This is a genomic window from Streptomyces sp. NPDC044704, assembly GCF_056433525.1.
The window spans coordinates 110,778-128,126 of the sequence record NZ_JBWKGY010000008.1; the positions used below are offsets into that span (position 1 = coordinate 110,778).

A 17,349-nucleotide genomic window follows, 5' to 3' on the forward strand; every position below is an offset into this window, starting at 1 on the left:
TGCACCTCGTGCAGCCCGTCGACGGCGGCGTCGCCCGGGTCGTCACCGACCTCGTACGGGCGCAGGCCGCCGCCGAGCTGCGCGTCGTCGTGGCCTGCCCGCGCGGCGGGCGGCTCGCCGACGATGCCCGCGGAGCCGGGGCCGAGGTGCTCACCTGGCGTGCCGGGCGGGCCTCCGGCCCCGGACTGCCCGCCGAAGTCCTCGGCGCCGCCCGGCTGATCCGCCACGTCCGCCCCGACCTGCTGCATGCCCACAGCGCCAAGGCGGGGCTCGCCGGCCGGCTCGCCGTACGGGGCTCCCTGCCCACGGTGTTCCAGCCGCACGCCTGGTCCTTCGACGCCGTCGGCGGTGCCACCGCCGCGCTCGCGCTGCGCTGGGAACGCTTCGGGGCCCGCTGGGCCGACCGGGTGCTCTGCGTCAGCGAGTCCGAGCGCCGGGCGGGGGAGTCCGAGGGCATCGCCGCCCACTGGTCGGTGATCCGCAACGGCGTCGACCTCGGCCACTTCGGCCCAGGCCACCCCGACCCGGAACACGACCGGGCCGAGGCGCGGGCCGGGCTCCCGCTGCCCGCCGCCTTCCGCGGCGACGGGCCGCTCGCCGTCTGCGTCGGCCGGCTCTGCCCGCAGAAGGGCCAGGACGTCCTGCTCCGGGCCTGGCCGGAGCTGCTGGGCACCGTTCCGGACGCCCGGCTGGCCCTCGTCGGGGACGGCCCCGACACCGAGCGGCTGCGCCGCGCGGCCCCGCCCGGGGTGTTCTTCGCGGGGGCCGCCTCCGACATCCGACCGTGGCTTCGGGCCGCCGATCTCGTTGTACTGCCGTCGCGGTGGGAAGGCATGGCGCTCGCCCCGCTCGAAGCCATGGCCTGTGGCCGCCCGGTCCTGGTCTCCGACGTCAGCGGTGCACGGGAGAGCCTGCCGTCCGGCCAGGGACGGCTCTGCCTGGTGCCGCCGGAGGACCCGACGGCGCTGGCCAAGGCCCTGGGACGGCTCCTCGCCGAACCGCGGCTGCTCGCCGAACTCGGGGAGCAGGCCCGGCAGCACGCCCGGACCGGCTTCGACGTGCGGCGGACCACGGACGCGGTCACCGGCCTGTACCACGAACTGCTGGGCAGGCCCCGGCCCTTGAACCAGGAGCGCATCAGCCGATGACGATGGACAGCGCACCCGCCCGGCACAGCGGGCAGGGCGGCACGGGGCCCGCCGGCGGCAGCGCCTTCGCGCCCGCGCCGCCGGCGGAAGCCCGCCGTTCCGTGACCGCCATCCACCCTCCGCGCGGCCCCCGGGCCGAACGGGCGCGGCCCGCCGTCCGCCCGCAGCGGGTCCGCCGCCGCCAGGGGGTCGTCCCGCTGGTGACCGTGGACGCGCTGGCCGTCGTGGCCACCGCGGCCGCCGCCCCCGCGCTCGAACTGCCCTCCGGCGCGGCAGTCCCCGCCGTCGTCCTGCTCGCCGCCGCCCACACCGCCCTGCACGCGCAGGCCGGGCTCTACCGGCCCCGGCTCGCCCCCTCCGCCCTGCTCGAACTGCCCGCGCTGGCCGGGCGGGCCGCCGTGCTGTGGTGCGGGGCCGCCGCCGTCCTCGCCGCCGCCCTGCCGGGGCGCGCCCTCGGCTGGAGCGCCCTCCTCGGCGCCGTCTGCCTCCAGGTCGTCCTGGCCTGCGCGGGACGCGGATTCGTCAACCAGCTCCGCCGCCGCACCGCCGTACGACGGCCCGTCTCCGCGCTCGTCGTCGGCCCCGGCGCGGGAGCCGGAGCGGTCGCCGCCGCCCTGCACGGCCGTCCCGAGTACGGGCTGCGGCCCGTCGGCATCGCCGACACCGGCCCCGCCGCGGACGCGGAGAACGGTGCGCTGCCGCTGCTCGCCACCCACGAGGACATCCGCCGCGCCGTCATCCAGAACTCGGTCCGGCACGCCGTGTTCACCCGGCCCCCCGAGGCCGACGAGCGCACCGCCTCCCTGGTCCGGCTCTTCCACGACCACGGCTGCCGGCTCTGGCTCGCCGACCCCGCCGGGACCGCCAAGGTCACCGGCATGCGGGTCGCGCAGCCCGCCGACCAGCTGTGGGGGTACGCCGTACAGCCGTTGCTGCCGCGCCCCTCCCGGCCGCTGGAGCGCCACGCCAAGCGGGCCATCGACTCCTCCCTCGCCGCCCTCGCGCTCCTGGCGGCCGCCCCCGTCATGGGTGCCTGCGCGCTGGCCGTACGGCTCTCCGACGGACCCGGCGTGATCTTCCGTCAGGAACGGGTCGGCCTGTACGGGCGCCCCTTCACCCTGCTGAAGTTCCGCACCCTGCGCGCCGACGAGCACGAGTCCGCGACCCGTTGGACCGTCGCCGGGGACCGCGGCATGAGCCCCGTCGGCTCCTTCCTGCGCAAGTCCTCCCTGGACGAGCTCCCGCAGCTGTGGAACGTCGTACGGGGTGACATGAGCCTGGTCGGTCCGCGCCCCGAACGGCCCTTCTTCGTCGCCAAGTTCAGCAGCGTCCACCCCGGCTACGAGGCCCGCCACCGGATGCCCGTCGGGATCACCGGGCTCGCCCAGATCAACGGCCTGCGCGGCGACACCTCCATCGAGGACCGGGCCCGCTTCGACAACCACTACATCGACACCTGGTCGCTGTGGCAGGACCTGTGGATCCTGGCCCGCACCGCCGCCTCCTTCTTCCGCTTCCGGCTCGGAGGGAGCTGAACATGAGCCTCGCCGCAACCGCCGCCCTCCGGGTCCCCGGCCTGCCGGGCACCCTGCGCCGGCACTGGCCGCTGCTGCCGCTCGCCGCGACCGTGCTGTTCCTCCTCGCCCCTCTCCCGGCCGGCGACGCGACCGCCTCCGGGAAGGTCGGCCCCGCCGACGCCGCCTCGCTGCTCCTCGCCCTCGTCTGCGGGGTGCAGGCCCTGCGCGGCCGGGTGCGGGCGCTGAGCCCGCTGGGCGTGCTCGTCCTCGGCATCCCGGCGGTGGGGCTGGCGGTGGCGACGGTGACCGCCGGTGACCCGTACGCGGCCCTGCCGGGCTTCGTCCGCTACCTCCAGGTGTTCGTACTGGTCCCGGCGGCCGTGGTGCTGCTGGTGCGCGACGCGCGGGAGTTCCGGCTCGCCGCCGGCTGCTTCGTCGTCCTCGCGCTGGTGCAGGGCGCGGTGGGGGTCGTGCAGTACGCGACCCACACCGGTGCCTCGTACCAGGGCGAGGACGTCCGCGCCGTCGGCACCTTCGGCCCCGGTGACGTCATGGGCATGGCCACGGTGGTCGCCTACGGGCTGGTCGTCGCGACCGCCGCCGCCCTCGCGCCCGGGCTCCCGAGGCGGGTGCGGCGGATCGCCGGGGCCTCGGCGCTGGTGCTCGTGGTGCCGCTGGTGCTGTCGTTCAGCCGGGGCGCGTGGATCGCCACCCTCGGCGCGGCCGTACTGGTGATGGTGCTGGCCGGGATCCGGCGGGCGTTGAAGGTGCTGGTGGCGCTGGCCGCCGCCGGAGTCGTGCTGGTCGGCGGCCTCGGGGTCGGCTCCGAGATGGTGGCCGAGCGGCTGACCTCGATCACCCAGGTCTCCAGCGCCCCCGACCAGTCGGTGACCGACCGCTACACGATGTGGGCGGCCGCCGGTTCGATGTGGCGCGAACGGCCCGCCGCCGGCGTGGGCCTCAAGGGCTTCCCCGCCCACCGCGACGGACACTCCTCGCTGGGACTGTCCTCCGGCAGCGACACCGCCGGCGCCGGGCAGGCGTACATCCGCCAGCCACTGCTGTCCCCGCACAACATGTACCTGCTGATCCTCAGCGAACAGGGGCTGATCGGGCTCACCGCGCTCGCGGGCGGCTGGGCCGTTCTGCTCGTCGCGGGCCTGCGCCGGTGCGCCTCCGGCAGCCGGATCCGCGACTGCGGGCTCGTCGCGGTCGGCCTCCTCTTCTGGCAGCTGACCGACTTCCTCTACGCGGACATCGGCGGCCCCTCCACCGTCCTGACCGGAGTGATCATCGGACTCGCCGCCTGGTGGGCGCTGCCCTCCCCGGGCGACCGGGCGGACACCCCCGCCGGGCGGATCCCCGAGGGTTCGGCCACCCGGTGACGGACACGACGCCCTGGCGGCGGCCCGCGGCCGCGGCGACCGAAGTCGCCGCGGCTTCGGGCCGTCCGCCGCGCCCGGCGCCGCCCGCCCCGCCCGGACCTCCCGACGCTCCGGCCAGGCCGGAACCGGACCCCGGACCGGCCCCGCCCGGCCCCGGGTTCGTGGCGGGAGCCCCGCGCGGCGGCCCGGCCCGCGGGCCCGTGCTCGCCGGACCCGCCGACACCCGGGGCGGGCGCGACACCCCCGCCCCGGATCCCGCCGCGCCCGGCACCGGCCCCGCCGGGGCGGGCCGGGTCCGGGGCCAGGGCGCTCCCGCGGACCCGCGCGGCGGCCCGGCCGACGCGCGCCTGCGCGCCGCCGGTCCCGTTCCCCGCAGGCCGGTGCTCGCCGGCCCCGCACGCGCCGCTGACTCCCGGCCCGCGATGACCCGGCGCAGCGGGGGCGGGACCGGCGGCACGGACGCCGGCCCGCCCGGCGGTGGCGCGCCCGGCCCCGGTCCGTCCGGTCCGGGCCCGTCCGGACCCGGGACACCCGGCGGCGGGACACCCGGCGGCGGGACACCCGGCGGCGGGCCCGCGCCCGCCCCGCTCGGCCGGTTCCTCGCCAAGGCCGCCGCGGTCACCGCCGGACTCACCGCCGCCGGGGCCGTCTTCGGCCTCGTACGGGACCAGACCATCGCGCACCTCTTCGGCGCCGGACACGACAGCGACGCCTTCCTGATCGCCTGGACCGTCCCCGAGATGGCCTCGACGCTGCTCATCGAGGACGCCATGGCCCTGCTCATGGTGCCCGCCTTCAGCCACGCCCTGGCCCGGCGCGCGGCCAGCCGGGCCGGCCTGACCCGCAGGGAGGCCCGCGACCAGGACCCCGTACGGCTGCTCGTCGGAGCGACCCTGCCGCGCCTCGTCGTGCTCCTGGCGGCCGTGGCCTCCGTCCTCGTCGTGGCCGCGCCGCTCGTCGTCGGGCTGCTCGCCCCCGGCCTGCCCGACCCCGGACTGGCCGTCGAATGCACCCGGCTGACCGCGCTCACCGTCATCTCCTTCGGCATCGCCGGGTACTTCAGCGCCGCCCTGCGCGCCCACCGCTCCTTCCTGCCACCCGCCGCGATCTACGTCTCGTACAACGTCGGGATCATCGGCACCATGGTCGCCCTGCACGCCCTGTGGGGGGTGCGGGCCGCCGCCGCCGGGGTCGCCGTCGGCGGACTGCTGATGGTGCTCGTCCAACTGCCCGCGTTCATCCGGAACGTGGGCTTCGGGCCGCGCCGGACCAAGACCGCACCCCGCAGCCAGCGCGACCGCGACCGCCCCACCCTCATCGCCTTCGGGGTCATCGCGCCCGTGATCTTCTTCGCGGTGTTCCGGCAGTCCCAGGTCCTCGTCGAACGGTTCCTCGCCGCCTCCCTGCCCTCCGGCGCCATCTCGCACCTCAACTACGCGCAGAAGGTCGCGCAGATGCCGATGGTGCTGTCCCTGATGATCTGCACCGTCACCTTCCCGGTCGTCGCCCAGGCCATGGCCGGCGGCGAACGGGAGAAGGCCCGGCGCCGCGTGGAACAGGACCTCGCCCTGGCCTCCCTCGCCGTCCTCATGGGAACCGCGCTCGTCATCGGCTACGCCCCGCAGATCATCCAGGTCCTGTTCGAACGCGGCGCCTTCACCCACCAGGACACCCTCGCCACCGCGTCCGTCATGCGGGTCTACGGCCTCGGACTCCTCGGCCACTGCCTCGTCGGAGCCCTGTCCCGGCCCTTCTTCTCGACCGCCCGGCCCACCTGGTTCCCGGCGCTCGCGATGGGCGCCGGGCTGCTCGTCAACGTCGTCGCCGGAGCCCTCGCCGTCGGCTGGTGGGGCACCTACGGGATCGCCGCCGCCAACGCCGCCGGGATCACCACCACCGCCGCCCTGCTCCTCACCGGACTCGGCTCCCGGATCATCTCCATCCACTTCCGCCGCGTCGCCGTCAGCATCGGCCGGCTCGCGGTCGCGGCCGCCGCGGCGTGCGGCACCGGCTGGCTCGCCGGGCCGATGATCCCCGACCCGCTGCTGAGCGCCGCACTCGGCTGCCTGCTGGTCCCGGCCATGTTCGGGGCGACCGGGATGGCCATACGGGCCCTCGAGGTCACCGCCCTGCCCGCACAGCTCTCCCAGCTCTCCTCCCAGCTCACCCAGAGGTTCCGCAATGTCCGCTGACACCGACACGGCGCCCCCCGCCGTGGTGGGCCCCACCCGCAGGACCGCATCGCCGTGGGTCCTGATGTACCACTCGGTCGCCGAGTTCACCGACCCCGCCGAGGACCCGTACGGCATCACCGTCACCCCCGCCGCCCTGGAAGCGCAGCTGCTGTGGCTGCGCGCCCGCGGGCTGCGCGGGGTGTCCGTGGGCGAGCTGCTGAGGGCCCGCGCCGCCGGGCGCGGGCGCGGACTGGTCGGCCTCACCTTCGACGACGGGTACACCGACTTCCTGACCCGGGCCCTGCCACTGCTGCGCCGCTACGACTGCACCGCCACCCTGTTCGTACTGCCGGGCCGGCTCGGCGTGGACAACGTGTGGGACCCGCTCGGCCCGCGCAAGGCCCTCCTCACCGCCGAGGGCATCCGCGAAGCGGCCGCCGCCGGACAGGAGATCGGCTCCCACGGGCTGCTCCACCAGGACCTCACCGCCGCCCCCGACGACGTCCTCCAGCAGGAACTCCGGGGCAGCCGCGACCTGCTGCGCGAGCTGACCGGCACCCTCCCCGCCGGGTTCTGCTACCCGTACGGGCACGTCGACGCCCGCGTCGCCGAAGCGGCCCGGGCCGCCGGCTACGCGTACGCCTGCGCCATCGTCCCCGGGCGGCTCACCGGCCCGCACGCCCTGCCCCGCACCCACGTCAGCCAGGCCGACGGCGGCGCCCGGCTGCGCGTCAAGCAGCTCCGCCACCGGCTGCGCGAGCTGCGCCGGGTGGTGCTCCCGTGAACACCGTCAAGGCGCTCCACATCATCACCGGGCTCGGCGTCGGCGGAGCCGAACAGCAACTGCGGCTGCTGCTGCGGCACATGCCGATGCACTGCGACGTGCTGACGCTGACCAACCCCGGACAGGTCGCCGAGGGGCTGCGCGCCGACGGGGTCCGGGTCGTTCACCTGGGGATGAGCGGCAACCGCGACCTCGGCGCGCTGCCGAGGCTGGTGAAGTTCATCCGGCGCGGCCGCTACGACCTGGTCCACACCCACCTCTACCGGGCCTGCGTCTACGGGCGCCTCGCGGCCCGGCTCGCGGGCGTGCGGGCCACGGTGGCCACCGAACACTCCCTCGGCGAGGCCGAGATCGAGGGCCGGCCGCTGTCCGCCGGGGTACGGGCCCTGTACCTGGCCAGCGAGCGGCTCGGCGCGGCCACCGTGGCCGTCTCCGACACGGTGGCGGCCCGGCTGGAGGGGTGGGGGGTGCCCGCGCCACGGATCCACGTCGTACCGAACGGCATCGAGGCCGTCCGCTTCCGCTTCGACGCCGGTGTACGCCGCTCCACCCGGGCCCGGACCGGGCTGCCCGAACGGGCCTTCGTCGTCGGCGGGGTCGGCCGGCTGGTGCCGGGAAAGCGGTTCGACGTCCTCGTACGGGCCGTCGCCGCACTGCCCGGGGCGCACCTGCTGCTGGCCGGGGACGGGCCGGAGCGGGCCGCGCTGCGGACGCTGGCCGCCGAACTGGGCGCGCAGAGCCGGATCCACCTGCTGGGGGAGCGGGACCCGCTGGGCGACAGCCCCGACGGACGCACCCCCGGCATCCCCGCCCTGCTGGCCGCCATGGACGTCTTCGTGTCGCCCTCGCGGGAGGAGGCGTTCGGGCTCGCCGTGGTCGAGGCGCTCGCCGCCGGACTCCCGGTCCTGCACGTCACCTGCCCGGCCATCGACGACCTCCCCGCCACCCAGGCCCCGGGCGCGCGGCGCATCGGCCCGGGCACCGAGGAACTGGTCGCCGCCCTGCGCGGGCACATGGAGGCGGGCGCGCGCCGGCTGCCGCCGCCGCCCGTCGTGCGCCGCTACGACATCGCCGGCAGCGCGAGCCGCCTGCTCGACGTCTACGCCCTGGCCCTGGCGGCACCCGTCCCCGGCGCCGCCACCACCGCCGTACCGGGCTCCGCGCCCGCCGGCAACGGCTGATCCGACCCCACACCCCCGGCCAGGGGAACGGCCGGGACCGTCGCACTCCCCTCCACCCAGGAAGTGAGCACCGCACATGGCCGACACCGCCGACCAGAAGAAGTCCGACCACCGCTCGGAGAAGAAGCGCCGCACCCTGCGGCCGCCCGCGTGGTGGCCGTTGCCCGCCTGCGCCCTGCTCGGGCTGGCCGCCGGCGGGGCGTACGGGGTGCTGAAGGCCCCCGAGTACGCCGCCACCAGCTACGTCGTCGCCGTCCCGGACGACACCACCGAACCGGCCACCGCGCTCGGCTTCGCCCAGGCGTACGCCCGCATCGCCACCAGCAGCTCCACCCTCGCCTACGCCCAGCCCCGCGCGGGCATCGACGCCGCGCGGCTGCGGACCCAGGTGCGGGCGGAGACCTCCCCCGAGTCCCCGATGATCGCCATCACCGGGACCTCCAAGAGCCCGAGCGAGGCCGCCGACATCGCCAACGCCGTCGCCGACGCGCTGTCGCTGAGCAGCAACCAGGCCGCCAAGAACACCGGCGTGCAGCTGCTGCTGTTCAACCAGGCCGTCGCCCCCGCCGACCCGGCCTCGCCGTCCGCCCCGGTCAGTGGCGCCGTCGGGCTGTGCGCGGGCGGTCTGCTGGGCGGCCTGTGGCTGCTGGCCCGGCCCGCCCGTCCCGCCCGGCGGGCCCGGGGCGAGGAGGGCCTGGAGACGCAGCCGGTCGTGGAGGAGTACGCCTCCCTGCCCGCGCAGGGCGAGCACACCGAGACCAAGGAGAAGGAGCCCGCGCGATGAAGGAGGGCTCCGCGGGGGCCCTGTCGGTGACGCTGTGCCGCGACCCCCGGCAGTTCGCCGCCCTGGAAGAGCCGTGGAACCGGCTCTTCCGGGACTGTCCCACCGCCACCCCCTTCCAGAGCCACGCCTGGCTGCACTCGTGGTGGCTGTCGTACGGGAAGGAGGGCCGGCTGCGGACCGTGCTCGTGCGGCGCGGCGAGGAACTGGTGGGGGCGGCCCCGCTGATGCTCGTGCACCGGCCGCTGCCGCGGCTGGTGCCGCTCGGCGGTCCGATCACCGACTACTCGGACGTCCTCGTGGCCGCCGGGCACGCCGGGCAGGTCGTCCCGGCGCTGGCCCGCGGGCTGCACCGGGCCGCCCGGGCCGCGGTCGTCGACCTGCGCGAGGTCCGGCCCGGGGCCGCCGCCGAGGCGCTGTACGAGGCGTGGCCGGGGGTGCGCAGCAAGCTCGCCGACTCGACCTGCATGGAGCTGCCGGCGCTGCCCTTCGACGAACTGGTCAAGCGGATGCCGGCCTCCGGCGCCCAGCGGGTGCGGGCGAAGCTCCGCAAGACCGACGCCGCCGGGATCGAGGAGCACGAGGTCACCGAGCCGGAGGTGCCGCAGGCCGTACGCACCCTGCTGCGGCTGCACGAGAAGCAGTGGCGCGGCCGCGGGGTGACCCCCGAGCACGTGAAGCCGCGGTTCGCCGAGCACCTGACCCGGGCCACGCGGCGCATGGTGCGGACCGGGGAAGGCCGGCTGACCGAGTTCCGGCTGGACGGGAAGGTGGTGGCGGCGAACGTCACGCTGCTGTCCGCCGGGCTGAGCGGCGGCTACCTGTACGGGGCCGATCCGGACCTGCGCGAGCGGAAGGTCGACGTGGCGACGCTGCTGCTGCGCTACGAGACCGGCCGGGCCCTCGCCGAGGGCCGGTCCGTGGTGAGCTTCCTGCGCGGCAGCGAGCCGTACAAGAACCACTGGCGCCCCGAGACGGTGGTCAACCAGCGGCTCCTGATGGCCACGGCCGCGCTCGCCCCCCTGCTGCGGCTGCACGAGTCGCAGGTGACGGGGCGCGAGCGGGCGGTGGACGCGCTGCGGGAGGCCCTGCCGGCCGCGCGGGACTGGCGGGCACGGATCAACGAACTCCGGGTCCGGTGACCGTGCCGGTGCGCTCGCCGCGCGGGGGACGGGGGCGGGGGCTAGAAGGGCCAGAAGCCGTTGTCCTTACCCCAGTCCAGCTTGATGCAGACCGCCTGGCCGCCGACCAGCTTGGACAGCCACTCGCCGAAGTTGAGCGGCACGCACCACTGGCTGCTGTTGACGGGCGGCCTCGGCGGCTGGGGCTGGGGCGGCTGCGGAGTGGGCGTCAGCGGCGAGGGTACGGGCACGGGCACGGAGACCTCGGGGGACGGCACCGGCGGGAGCACGGGCGGCACCGAGACGTCCGGGGACGGGACCTCCGGGGAGGGGACCGGGGGCAGCACCGGCGGGACGGAGACGTCCGGCTTCGGCACGACGGGGCCGGGAACGACGGGGCTGGGCACGACGGGGCCGGGGTCCACGGGGCTCGGGACCGCCGGGCTCGGGACCGCGGGGCTCGGCTCCACGGGAGCGGGGTCGACGGGCGACGGCTCCACGGGGCCCGGGACCGGACTCGGGACCGCCGGGCTCGGGACCGCCGGGCTCGGGACGTCGGGGCTCGGGACCGGAGTCGGGACTTCCGGCGCGGGTACGGCGGGCGAGGGCACGGCGGGGGTGGGTACGGCCGGGGTCGGGACCTCGGGGGTCGGGACCTGGGGCGTGGGCACCTGCGGGGTGGGTACGACCGGGGTCGGGACCACCGGGGTCGGGACCACCGGCGTCGGGATCACCGGGCCCGGCACTTCGGGGGTCAGTGCCTCGCGGAACACCCGGGAGGACTCCGGGTTCGCCTTGCACTGCCACACGCCGTGCGGGCAGTAGTCGGTGATGGTGTGGTAGAGCGGCTTGTGCTGCTCGATCCACTTCAGCATGCGCCGCACGTACTCCGGGTTGTCCCCGTTGCGGAACAGGCCCCACTCCGGGTACGAGATCTCCTTGCCGTGTGCTTTCGCGAAGTCGACGTGCTGCTGGAGCCCGTAGGGCTGGGTGATCTGCTCGTCGAAGTTCCGGCCGGGACCCTGGTCGTACGAGTCCATCCCGATGACGTCGACCCAGTCGTCGCCCGGGTAGCACTTGGTCCAGCCGATCGCGTCCGTGCCCCGGTTGGGGGCGAAGTCGAACTTGAACTCCTGCCCGGGCACGGCGCGCATCGTCTTGACGACGCGCTGCCAGTACGCCTTCCAGTTCTCCGGGTCGGGTCCGCAGCGGTGCGTGTAGGTGGTGCCGTTCATCTCCCAGCCGAGGACGATGACCGTGTCCGGTACGCCCAGGGCCACCAGCCGCTCGGCGAGCTTGCGGAAGTGGCCGTCGTACTCGCCGGCCGCGCCCGCCCGGATCAGCCGGGCCACCTGGGAGTCGGGCACCCGGCTCTCGTTGCGCGCCTGCATGGGCACGTTCAGCACGAACATCCGGTCGTCCTCGGCCTTGCGCCAGTCGGCCCAGTCGTCCAGGAAGCTCACGTTGCCCTCGATGCCCGCCCACACGTCACCGGGCAGATAGGTGTGACCGACCCGGATCTCCTTGCCGCCCAGCCAGCGCGACAGGAACGGGATCCTGGCCACTCCCGGGGGCCCGTAGTCGAGATAGGCGCCCATCGCGATGTCGGAGCCCTTGGCCGACTCCTCGTCAGGTGCCGCCAGGGCGGCTCCGGTGGCGAGCAGTCCGGCCGTGACCGTACCGATGCAGGTGCTCGCCAGTCGGCGGCGTGGTCTGGGCATGGCGTCTCCCGAGCTTTCCTGAACCGGTGTGCTTACCAAAGACGTTAGGCATCACATCTGACGAATGGCCTGTCCGGTGGCCGCTGCGTAGGCCATTCGCAGGTGCGCATCCATCCCGCTTGGTCCGACTAGGTGAAAGACACCGTTTCCATGCACGCGTTCGCCAACCATGTGCCCGCAGTTCTGCTCAGACTCGATCGGAATCCGTTCCACCACGGAACCCTCGGCGCCGTCAGATCCCTGGGGCGCAAGGGCGTGGAGGTCCATGCAGTCGTCGAGGCCGGGGGAGGTCCCATGGGGCGTTCGCGTTACCTGCGCGCCACGCATCCCGGTCCGGACGGGGGCGTCGACCCCGAGGCGCCGGACGCGTTGCTGGAATGCCTCGCCGGGGTGTCGGAGCGGATCGGCAGGCCCGCCGTGCTCGTCGCCATGGACGACCTGAGCGCCATCGCGGTGTCACGGCTGGCCCCGGTGCTGACGGACCGTTTCCGGATCCCCCATCAGCCCGACGGCCTGCCCGCCCGGGTGGCCGACAAGGCCGAACTGTCGCGGCTGTGCGCGCGCTGGGACGTCCCGCACCCGGAGACCGTGATCCCGGCGAGCGGGGCCGAGGCGGCGGAGGCCACCTGGCGGCTCGGCCTGCCGGTGGTGGCGAAGTGGAGCCGGCCGTGGCTGCTGCCCGCGGGCGCCGGGCTGCGCAGCACCACGCTCGTGCACACCACCGCCGAGGCGCGGGGGCTGTACGAGCGGTCGGCGGAGGCGGGGAGCCGGCTGCTGCTCCAGCGGTTCCTGCCGGCCGGACCGGACACCGACTGGTTCTTCCACGGCGCCTTCGCCCGGGGCGGGCACCCGCTCATCGCGGGGTCGGGCCGCAAGGAGCTGTCGTGGCCGGTGCGCACGGGGCTGACGGCGGTGGGCCGCTGGCTGCCGGACCCGGCCGTCGAGGAGGCGGGGCTGCGGCTCGCGGACCGGCTCGGCTACCAGGGCATCCTCGACCTCGACTTCCGGCGGGACGAGGGGGGCTGCTTCCGGCTCGTGGACTTCAACCCGCGCCCCGGCGCACAGTTCAGGCTCTTCACGGACGACTCCGGGCTCGACGTGGTCCAGGCGATGTACCTGGACCTGACGGGCCAGCGGGTACCGGAGCCCGTCGGCGGCCCGGGCCGGGTCTTCGTCGCGGAGAACTACGCGCTGCTCGCGGCCGTACGGGGGCGGTCGCTGCCGCGACGGCGCGGAGGCAGGGATTCCGGCGGTGTCGGCGGCTCCGGGGCGGCCGTCGGGGCCGCGGAGGCGCCGCTGCTGCCGGGCGGGCGGCGTCCGGAGGCGGCGGCGCAGGCCCCGGTGGCGGACCCCGGGGCCGGCACCCCGGCCGGGCCGGCCGAAGGCGCCGGGCGGCGGGCTCCCGTACGGGCTCCCGTCGGCGGGGCCGCGCGGCGCGGGCCGGTGCGGGTGGCGCCGAAGGGGGAGCGGGGGCGGACAGAGGCGGCCTGGTTCGCCGCCGACGACCTCGGGCCGTTCCTGGCGATGCTCGGCGCCTTCCTGGGACGCGGGATCGGCAAGGGCGCCCGCGCCCTGCGGGGCGTCCCGGCCCAGGGCCGGCGTACGGCCCGCGCCGCCGTCCGGGCCCCCCGGCAGCGGGCGCAGCCCCCGGCGTCCGGCACGTCCCGGCCGGCCCCGCCCGAGACCTCGGCGGAGCCGGACGAGCTGGTGACCCGGTGAGGGGAGGGTCCGCCCCCACGGGGGGCCGGGCCGGGTTGGTGACGATCGGATCGGAGGAGGGGCCGTGACGCGGGTGGACGACCTCGTGGTGGTCGGCGCGGGACCGTACGGGCTGTCGATCGCCGCGCACGCGGCCGCGGCCGGGCTCGGGGTGCGCGTGCTGGGGCGGCCCATGGCGTCCTGGCGGGACCACATGCCCGAGGGGATGTTCCTCAAGTCGGAGCCCTGGTCCTCCAACCTCTCCGCGCCCGGCGGGCGCCACACCCTGGCCGACTACTGCGCCGGGCTCGGCGTGACGGCCGAGCACGGCGGCCCGCTGCCGATCGGCACCTTCAGCGCGTACGGGCTCTGGTTCGCCCGGCAGGCCGCGCCCGAGGTGGAGGAGGTGACCGTCACCGAGGTCACCCCGCAGGGGGAGGGCTTCCTGATCCGCACCGCCGAGGGGCCCCCGCTGCTGGCCCGGACGGTGGCCGTAGCGGTCGGGGTGATGCCCTTCACCCGGTACCCCGAGATCCTGCGGGCGCTGCCGCCCGGGCACGTGTCGCACAGCAGCGACCACCGCGACCTGGCACGCTTCGCCGGCCTCGACGTGGCCGTGCTCGGGGCCGGGCAGGCCGCCCTGGAGACGGCCGCGCTGCTCGCGGAGGCGGGCGCCCGGCCGTGCCTGGTGGCCCGGCGCGCCCGGCTGAACTGGAACACCGTCCCGCAGCCGCTGGAGCGGCCGCTGCTGCGGGCCCTGCGCGAACCGCACAGCGGACTCGGCACGGGCTGGCGCAGCTGGGTGTGGTCGGAGCTGCCCTGGGCGGTGCGGCGGCTGCCCGCGCCGACGCGGGAGCGGATCGCGGCCACGGCGCTCGGGCCCGCCGGGGCCTGGTGGCTGCGGGAGCGCTTCGAGCGGCGGGTGCCGGCGCTGCTGGGACACCGGTTGCAGCGGGCGGCCGCGGCGGTCGGCGGGCGGACCCGGCTCGGTCTGACCACCGCCGCGGGGGAGTCCGTCGTACTGGACGCGGCGCACGTCATCGCGGCGACCGGGTTCGCGCCGGACCTGCGGCGGCTGGAGCTCCTCGACGCCCGGCTGCGGGCCGCGCTGGAGACCGTGGCGGACGGCGGGACGCCGGAGCTGAGCGCCGGCTTCGAGTCCTCCTGGCCCGGACTGTTCTTCGCGGGACTGCTGACGGCTCCCTCATTCGGCCCTTCCATGCGATTCGTGCACGGTGCGGGGTTCACGGCGGGGAGACTGGTGAAAGGAGTCCGCAGGCGCCTCGGCGCCCGGGGTCCGCTGCCGGGCTCCACGGGCGGCGCCCGGTCCGACCGGGCGGCCGCCGGTCATCCGAAGACGTATCTGCGCTGAGATCCACCTGAGAGGGGTCCGCGATGGGAGCGGAGCGAGCACAGGGCGGCCGTGGCTGGGTGCGCATCCCCGCCAGCCGCGGCGAACAGCCCCCGGCCAGGACGGCCGCGCCCGGCCCCTACGGGGCCCCGGCGTACGGGGCACCGGCCTACGGGGCTCCGGCGTACGGGTCCACGGCCGCCGCGCCCCAGCCGCAGCCCCGCGGATCCGGAGCCTTTCCGGCCGGGGACCCGTGCGCGATCTACCTCTCCCTCGTCAAGCGGTGGCGGGAGGCCGGACGCACCCTTCCGGGGCATCCTGACGAGGAATGGGAGCGGCTGATCTCCCAGCCGTGCTGGCCCGGCCGTTAGGTGGTGTGTCTCTTGGCAGCGGCGGAGCGCGACAGATCCGAGCAGGGCCGGGAGAGTCCCCTGACCGGGCCGGGCGAGCGGCTCGCCCTGAACGGCATGGGCAGCTTCGAGTGGGACCTGGGCACCGGGACGCTGACGCTCGACGAGGCCGGACTGGTCGTCTTCGACCTGGAGCCGGAGGAGTTCGACCGGACCCCGGAGGGCCTCGGGCTGAGGATCCCGCCCGACGAAGCGGCGCGCCTCGGGGACACCGTGCTCGGGGTCCTGGACGGCGGCGGGGAGACGTACGGCTCCTACTTCACGGTGCAGCGGCGCGACGGCGTCGACCAGTGGACGCACACCCAGGGCCGGGTACTGCGCGACCCGGACGGCCGCCCCCGGCGGATCGTCGGCATCGTCCGGGACGCGACGGCCGAGCTCGCCCACGCCACGGTGCTGCGCAAGCTGGAGACGGCGCGCGCCCAGCAGGCCACCATCGTGCAGCGCACCACGGAGGCACTGTCGCGGGCGGTGACGGTCGACGACGTCACGGCCGCGCTGACCGGCGCGGGCGCGCTGGAGCGGCTCGGCGCCGACGGGCTGGCCCTGGGGCTGGTCGAGAACGGCGCCATCAAGATCATCGCGTTGAGCGGGGAAACGCTGGAGATCCTCAGCGAGCGGCGCTTCACCCGGCTGGACGGATCGCTTCCGCTGTCCCGGGCGGTGATCACCCGTACGGCGCGTTTCGTCACCTCGCTCACCGAGCTCGCCGACGAGTTCCCGCTGCTGGCCGACTACCTGAACCGGATCCGCTACGACGCGGCCGCCTACCTCCCCCTTATCGCCCAGGCCAAGGCCATCGGCGGACTCGTGCTCTTCTACCGGCGGCGCAGCGAGTTCAGCCCCGAGGAGCGCAACCTGTGCCTCGGCCTGGCCGGCATCGTCGCCCAGTCCCTCCAGCGGGCGCTGCTCTTCGACCAGGAGCGGGAGTTCGCGACGGGCCTCCAGGCCGCCATGCTGCCCCGCCGGATCCCGGAGATCACCGGCGGGGAGATCGCGGTCCGCTACCACTCCGCCTGGAGCGGGCGGGAGGTCGGCGGGGACTGGTACGACGTGATCGCGCTGCCCCGCGACCGCGTCGGGATCGTCGTGGGTGACGTCCAGGGCCACGACACGCACGCGGCGGCCATCATGGGCCAGCTGCGGATCGCGCTGCGCGCCTACGCGGGCGAGGGGCATTCGCCGTCGACCGTGCTGGCGCGGGCCTCGCGCTTCCTCGCCGAGCTCGACACCGAACGCTTCGCCACCTGCATGTACGCACAGGTGGACCTGGAGACCGGTGGCGTACGGGCCGTGCGCGCGGGCCACCTCGGCCCGCTGATCCGGCACACGGACGGGCGTACCGGCTGGCCCAACGTGCGCGGCGGCCTGCCGCTCGGGCTCGCCTCGGTCTTCGCGCAGGAGGAGTTCCCCGAGACGCGTCTCGACCTGGTCCCCGGGGAGACCCTCGTGCTGTGCACGGACGGCCTGGTCGAGGAGCCCGGTACCGCCATCACCCAGGGCATGGAGGCCCTCGCCCACGCGGTGCGCAGCGGCCCGCAGGGGGCGGGGGCGCTCGCCGACCACCTCTCGGACCGGCTCTGGGAGCGCTGGGGCTCCGGGGACGACGTAGCCCTGCTCGTGCTGCGGCGCGCCCCGGACCCGGGCACGCACCGCGCGCCCCGCATCCACCAGTACGTCCACCAGGCCGACCCCGAAGGGCTCTCGGAGGCCCGCTACGCCCTGCGGCAGGCCCTGCGGGACTGGGGCATGGCCGAGCTCGCCGACGACGTGGAACTCGCGGCAGGGGAACTGCTGGTCAACGCCCTGCTGCACACGGACGGCGGCGCGGTGCTGACGATGGAGGTGCTGCCGGAGCCGGTCCGGCGGATCCGGCTCTGGGTCAAGGACCGCTCCAGCGTGTGGCCGCGCCGGCGCAGCCCGGGCGAGGCGGCCACCACGGGGCGCGGGCTGCTGCTGGTGGACGCGCTGGCCACGCACTGGGGGGTGGAGTCCCGCGGGGACGGCAAGGCCGTCTGGTGCGAGTTCGACGTGGGAGGGGTGCGTCGCGCCGGAGGGTGACCGGCCGCCTACCCCGG

Annotated in this window: 13 protein-coding genes; 12 read left to right on the top strand and 1 reads right to left on the bottom strand. The window is 75.9% G+C overall.

Features of this window, described 5'->3' with window-relative positions; all coding sequences use genetic code 11:
* The first annotated feature begins 8 nt into the window (after nucleotides 1–8).
* From AC07B0_RS21210 to AC07B0_RS21245, 8 genes are all read left to right on the top strand, one after another.
* Complete coding sequence (locus tag AC07B0_RS21210; RefSeq protein WP_478898711.1) at nucleotides 9–1,148, top strand: glycosyltransferase; 1,140 nt, start codon at nucleotides 9–11, stop codon at nucleotides 1,146–1,148.
* A gap of 2 nt (nucleotides 1,149–1,150) precedes the next feature.
* The gene (locus tag AC07B0_RS21215; protein ID WP_469382272.1) at nucleotides 1,151–2,683 is read left to right on the top strand and encodes an exopolysaccharide biosynthesis polyprenyl glycosylphosphotransferase; all 1,533 of its coding nucleotides are present in this window, start codon (nucleotides 1,151–1,153) and stop codon (nucleotides 2,681–2,683) included.
* 2 nt (nucleotides 2,684–2,685) lie between these two features.
* Nucleotides 2,686–4,050 carry an O-antigen ligase family protein gene (locus tag AC07B0_RS21220; protein ID WP_356872193.1) on the top strand — a complete coding sequence of 455 codons (1,365 nt, stop codon included), beginning with the start codon at nucleotides 2,686–2,688 and terminating at the stop codon, nucleotides 4,048–4,050.
* Between the two features lie 422 nt (nucleotides 4,051–4,472).
* On the top strand, nucleotides 4,473–6,242 hold the full coding sequence (gene murJ, locus AC07B0_RS21225) for a murein biosynthesis integral membrane protein MurJ (RefSeq protein ID WP_478898764.1): 1,770 nt from the start codon (nucleotides 4,473–4,475) through the stop codon (nucleotides 6,240–6,242).
* Complete coding sequence (locus tag AC07B0_RS21230; protein WP_356872191.1) at nucleotides 6,232–7,008, top strand: polysaccharide deacetylase family protein; 777 nt, start codon at nucleotides 6,232–6,234, stop codon at nucleotides 7,006–7,008. The genes murJ and AC07B0_RS21230 overlap by 11 nt, the downstream gene beginning before the upstream one ends.
* Nucleotides 7,005–8,189, top strand: coding sequence for a glycosyltransferase (locus AC07B0_RS21235; protein ID WP_356872189.1), 1,185 nt, complete (start codon nucleotides 7,005–7,007; stop codon nucleotides 8,187–8,189). Before AC07B0_RS21230 ends, AC07B0_RS21235 begins: the two co-directional genes overlap by 4 nt.
* Nucleotides 8,190–8,265: 76 nt before the next feature.
* Entirely contained in the window at nucleotides 8,266–8,973 is a 708-nt protein-coding gene (locus tag AC07B0_RS21240; protein WP_356872187.1) for a YveK family protein, read from the top strand.
* Nucleotides 8,970–10,112: a GNAT family N-acetyltransferase gene (locus AC07B0_RS21245; protein WP_469382229.1), complete on the top strand. Its 1,143-nt coding sequence runs from the start codon at nucleotides 8,970–8,972 to the stop codon at nucleotides 10,110–10,112. Before AC07B0_RS21240 ends, AC07B0_RS21245 begins: the two co-directional genes overlap by 4 nt.
* A 41-nt stretch (nucleotides 10,113–10,153) precedes the next feature.
* Here the strand turns inward: AC07B0_RS21245 and AC07B0_RS21250 are convergent, their stop codons facing one another.
* Nucleotides 10,154–11,812 carry a glycoside hydrolase family 26 protein gene (locus tag AC07B0_RS21250; protein WP_478898712.1) on the bottom strand — a complete coding sequence of 553 codons (1,659 nt, stop codon included), beginning with the start codon at nucleotides 11,810–11,812 and terminating at the stop codon, nucleotides 10,154–10,156.
* 294 nt (nucleotides 11,813–12,106) lie between these two features.
* Here AC07B0_RS21250 and AC07B0_RS21255 point away from each other — a divergent pair, with 294 nt between their 5' ends.
* From AC07B0_RS21255 to AC07B0_RS21270, 4 genes are all read left to right on the top strand, one after another.
* On the top strand, nucleotides 12,107–13,531 hold the full coding sequence (locus AC07B0_RS21255; RefSeq protein WP_478898713.1) for a carboxylate--amine ligase: 1,425 nt from the start codon (nucleotides 12,107–12,109) through the stop codon (nucleotides 13,529–13,531).
* 73 nt (nucleotides 13,532–13,604) lie between these two features.
* Complete coding sequence (locus tag AC07B0_RS21260; protein ID WP_478898765.1) at nucleotides 13,605–14,882, top strand: NAD(P)-binding domain-containing protein; 1,278 nt, start codon at nucleotides 13,605–13,607, stop codon at nucleotides 14,880–14,882.
* A 23-nt stretch (nucleotides 14,883–14,905) separates the two neighbouring features.
* Nucleotides 14,906–15,232: a hypothetical protein gene (locus AC07B0_RS21265; protein WP_478865387.1), complete on the top strand. Its 327-nt coding sequence runs from the start codon at nucleotides 14,906–14,908 to the stop codon at nucleotides 15,230–15,232.
* A 12-nt stretch (nucleotides 15,233–15,244) separates the two neighbouring features.
* Nucleotides 15,245–17,332 carry a SpoIIE family protein phosphatase gene (locus AC07B0_RS21270; RefSeq protein ID WP_356872179.1) on the top strand — a complete coding sequence of 696 codons (2,088 nt, stop codon included), beginning with the start codon at nucleotides 15,245–15,247 and terminating at the stop codon, nucleotides 17,330–17,332.
* The last annotated feature ends 17 nt before the right edge of the window (nucleotides 17,333–17,349 follow it).

Excerpts from the sequence above, each read along its gene's own strand:
- AC07B0_RS21220 (WP_356872193.1), top strand. The coding sequence starts at position 2,686 with ATGAGCCTCGCCGCAACCGCCGCCCTCCGGGTCCCCGGCCTGCCGGGC.
- AC07B0_RS21250 (WP_478898712.1), bottom strand. The coding sequence starts at position 11,812 with ATGCCCAGACCACGCCGCCGACTGGCGAGCACCTGCATCGGTACGGTC.
- AC07B0_RS21245 (WP_469382229.1), top strand. The coding sequence starts at position 8,970 with ATGAAGGAGGGCTCCGCGGGGGCCCTGTCGGTGACGCTGTGCCGCGAC.
- AC07B0_RS21255 (WP_478898713.1), top strand. The coding sequence starts at position 12,107 with ATGGGGCGTTCGCGTTACCTGCGCGCCACGCATCCCGGTCCGGACGGG.
- murJ (WP_478898764.1), top strand. The coding sequence starts at position 4,473 with ATGACCCGGCGCAGCGGGGGCGGGACCGGCGGCACGGACGCCGGCCCG.
- AC07B0_RS21265 (WP_478865387.1), top strand. The coding sequence starts at position 14,906 with ATGGGAGCGGAGCGAGCACAGGGCGGCCGTGGCTGGGTGCGCATCCCC.
- AC07B0_RS21215 (WP_469382272.1), top strand. The coding sequence starts at position 1,151 with ATGGACAGCGCACCCGCCCGGCACAGCGGGCAGGGCGGCACGGGGCCC.
- AC07B0_RS21240 (WP_356872187.1), top strand. The coding sequence starts at position 8,266 with ATGGCCGACACCGCCGACCAGAAGAAGTCCGACCACCGCTCGGAGAAG.
- AC07B0_RS21230 (WP_356872191.1), top strand. The coding sequence starts at position 6,232 with ATGTCCGCTGACACCGACACGGCGCCCCCCGCCGTGGTGGGCCCCACC.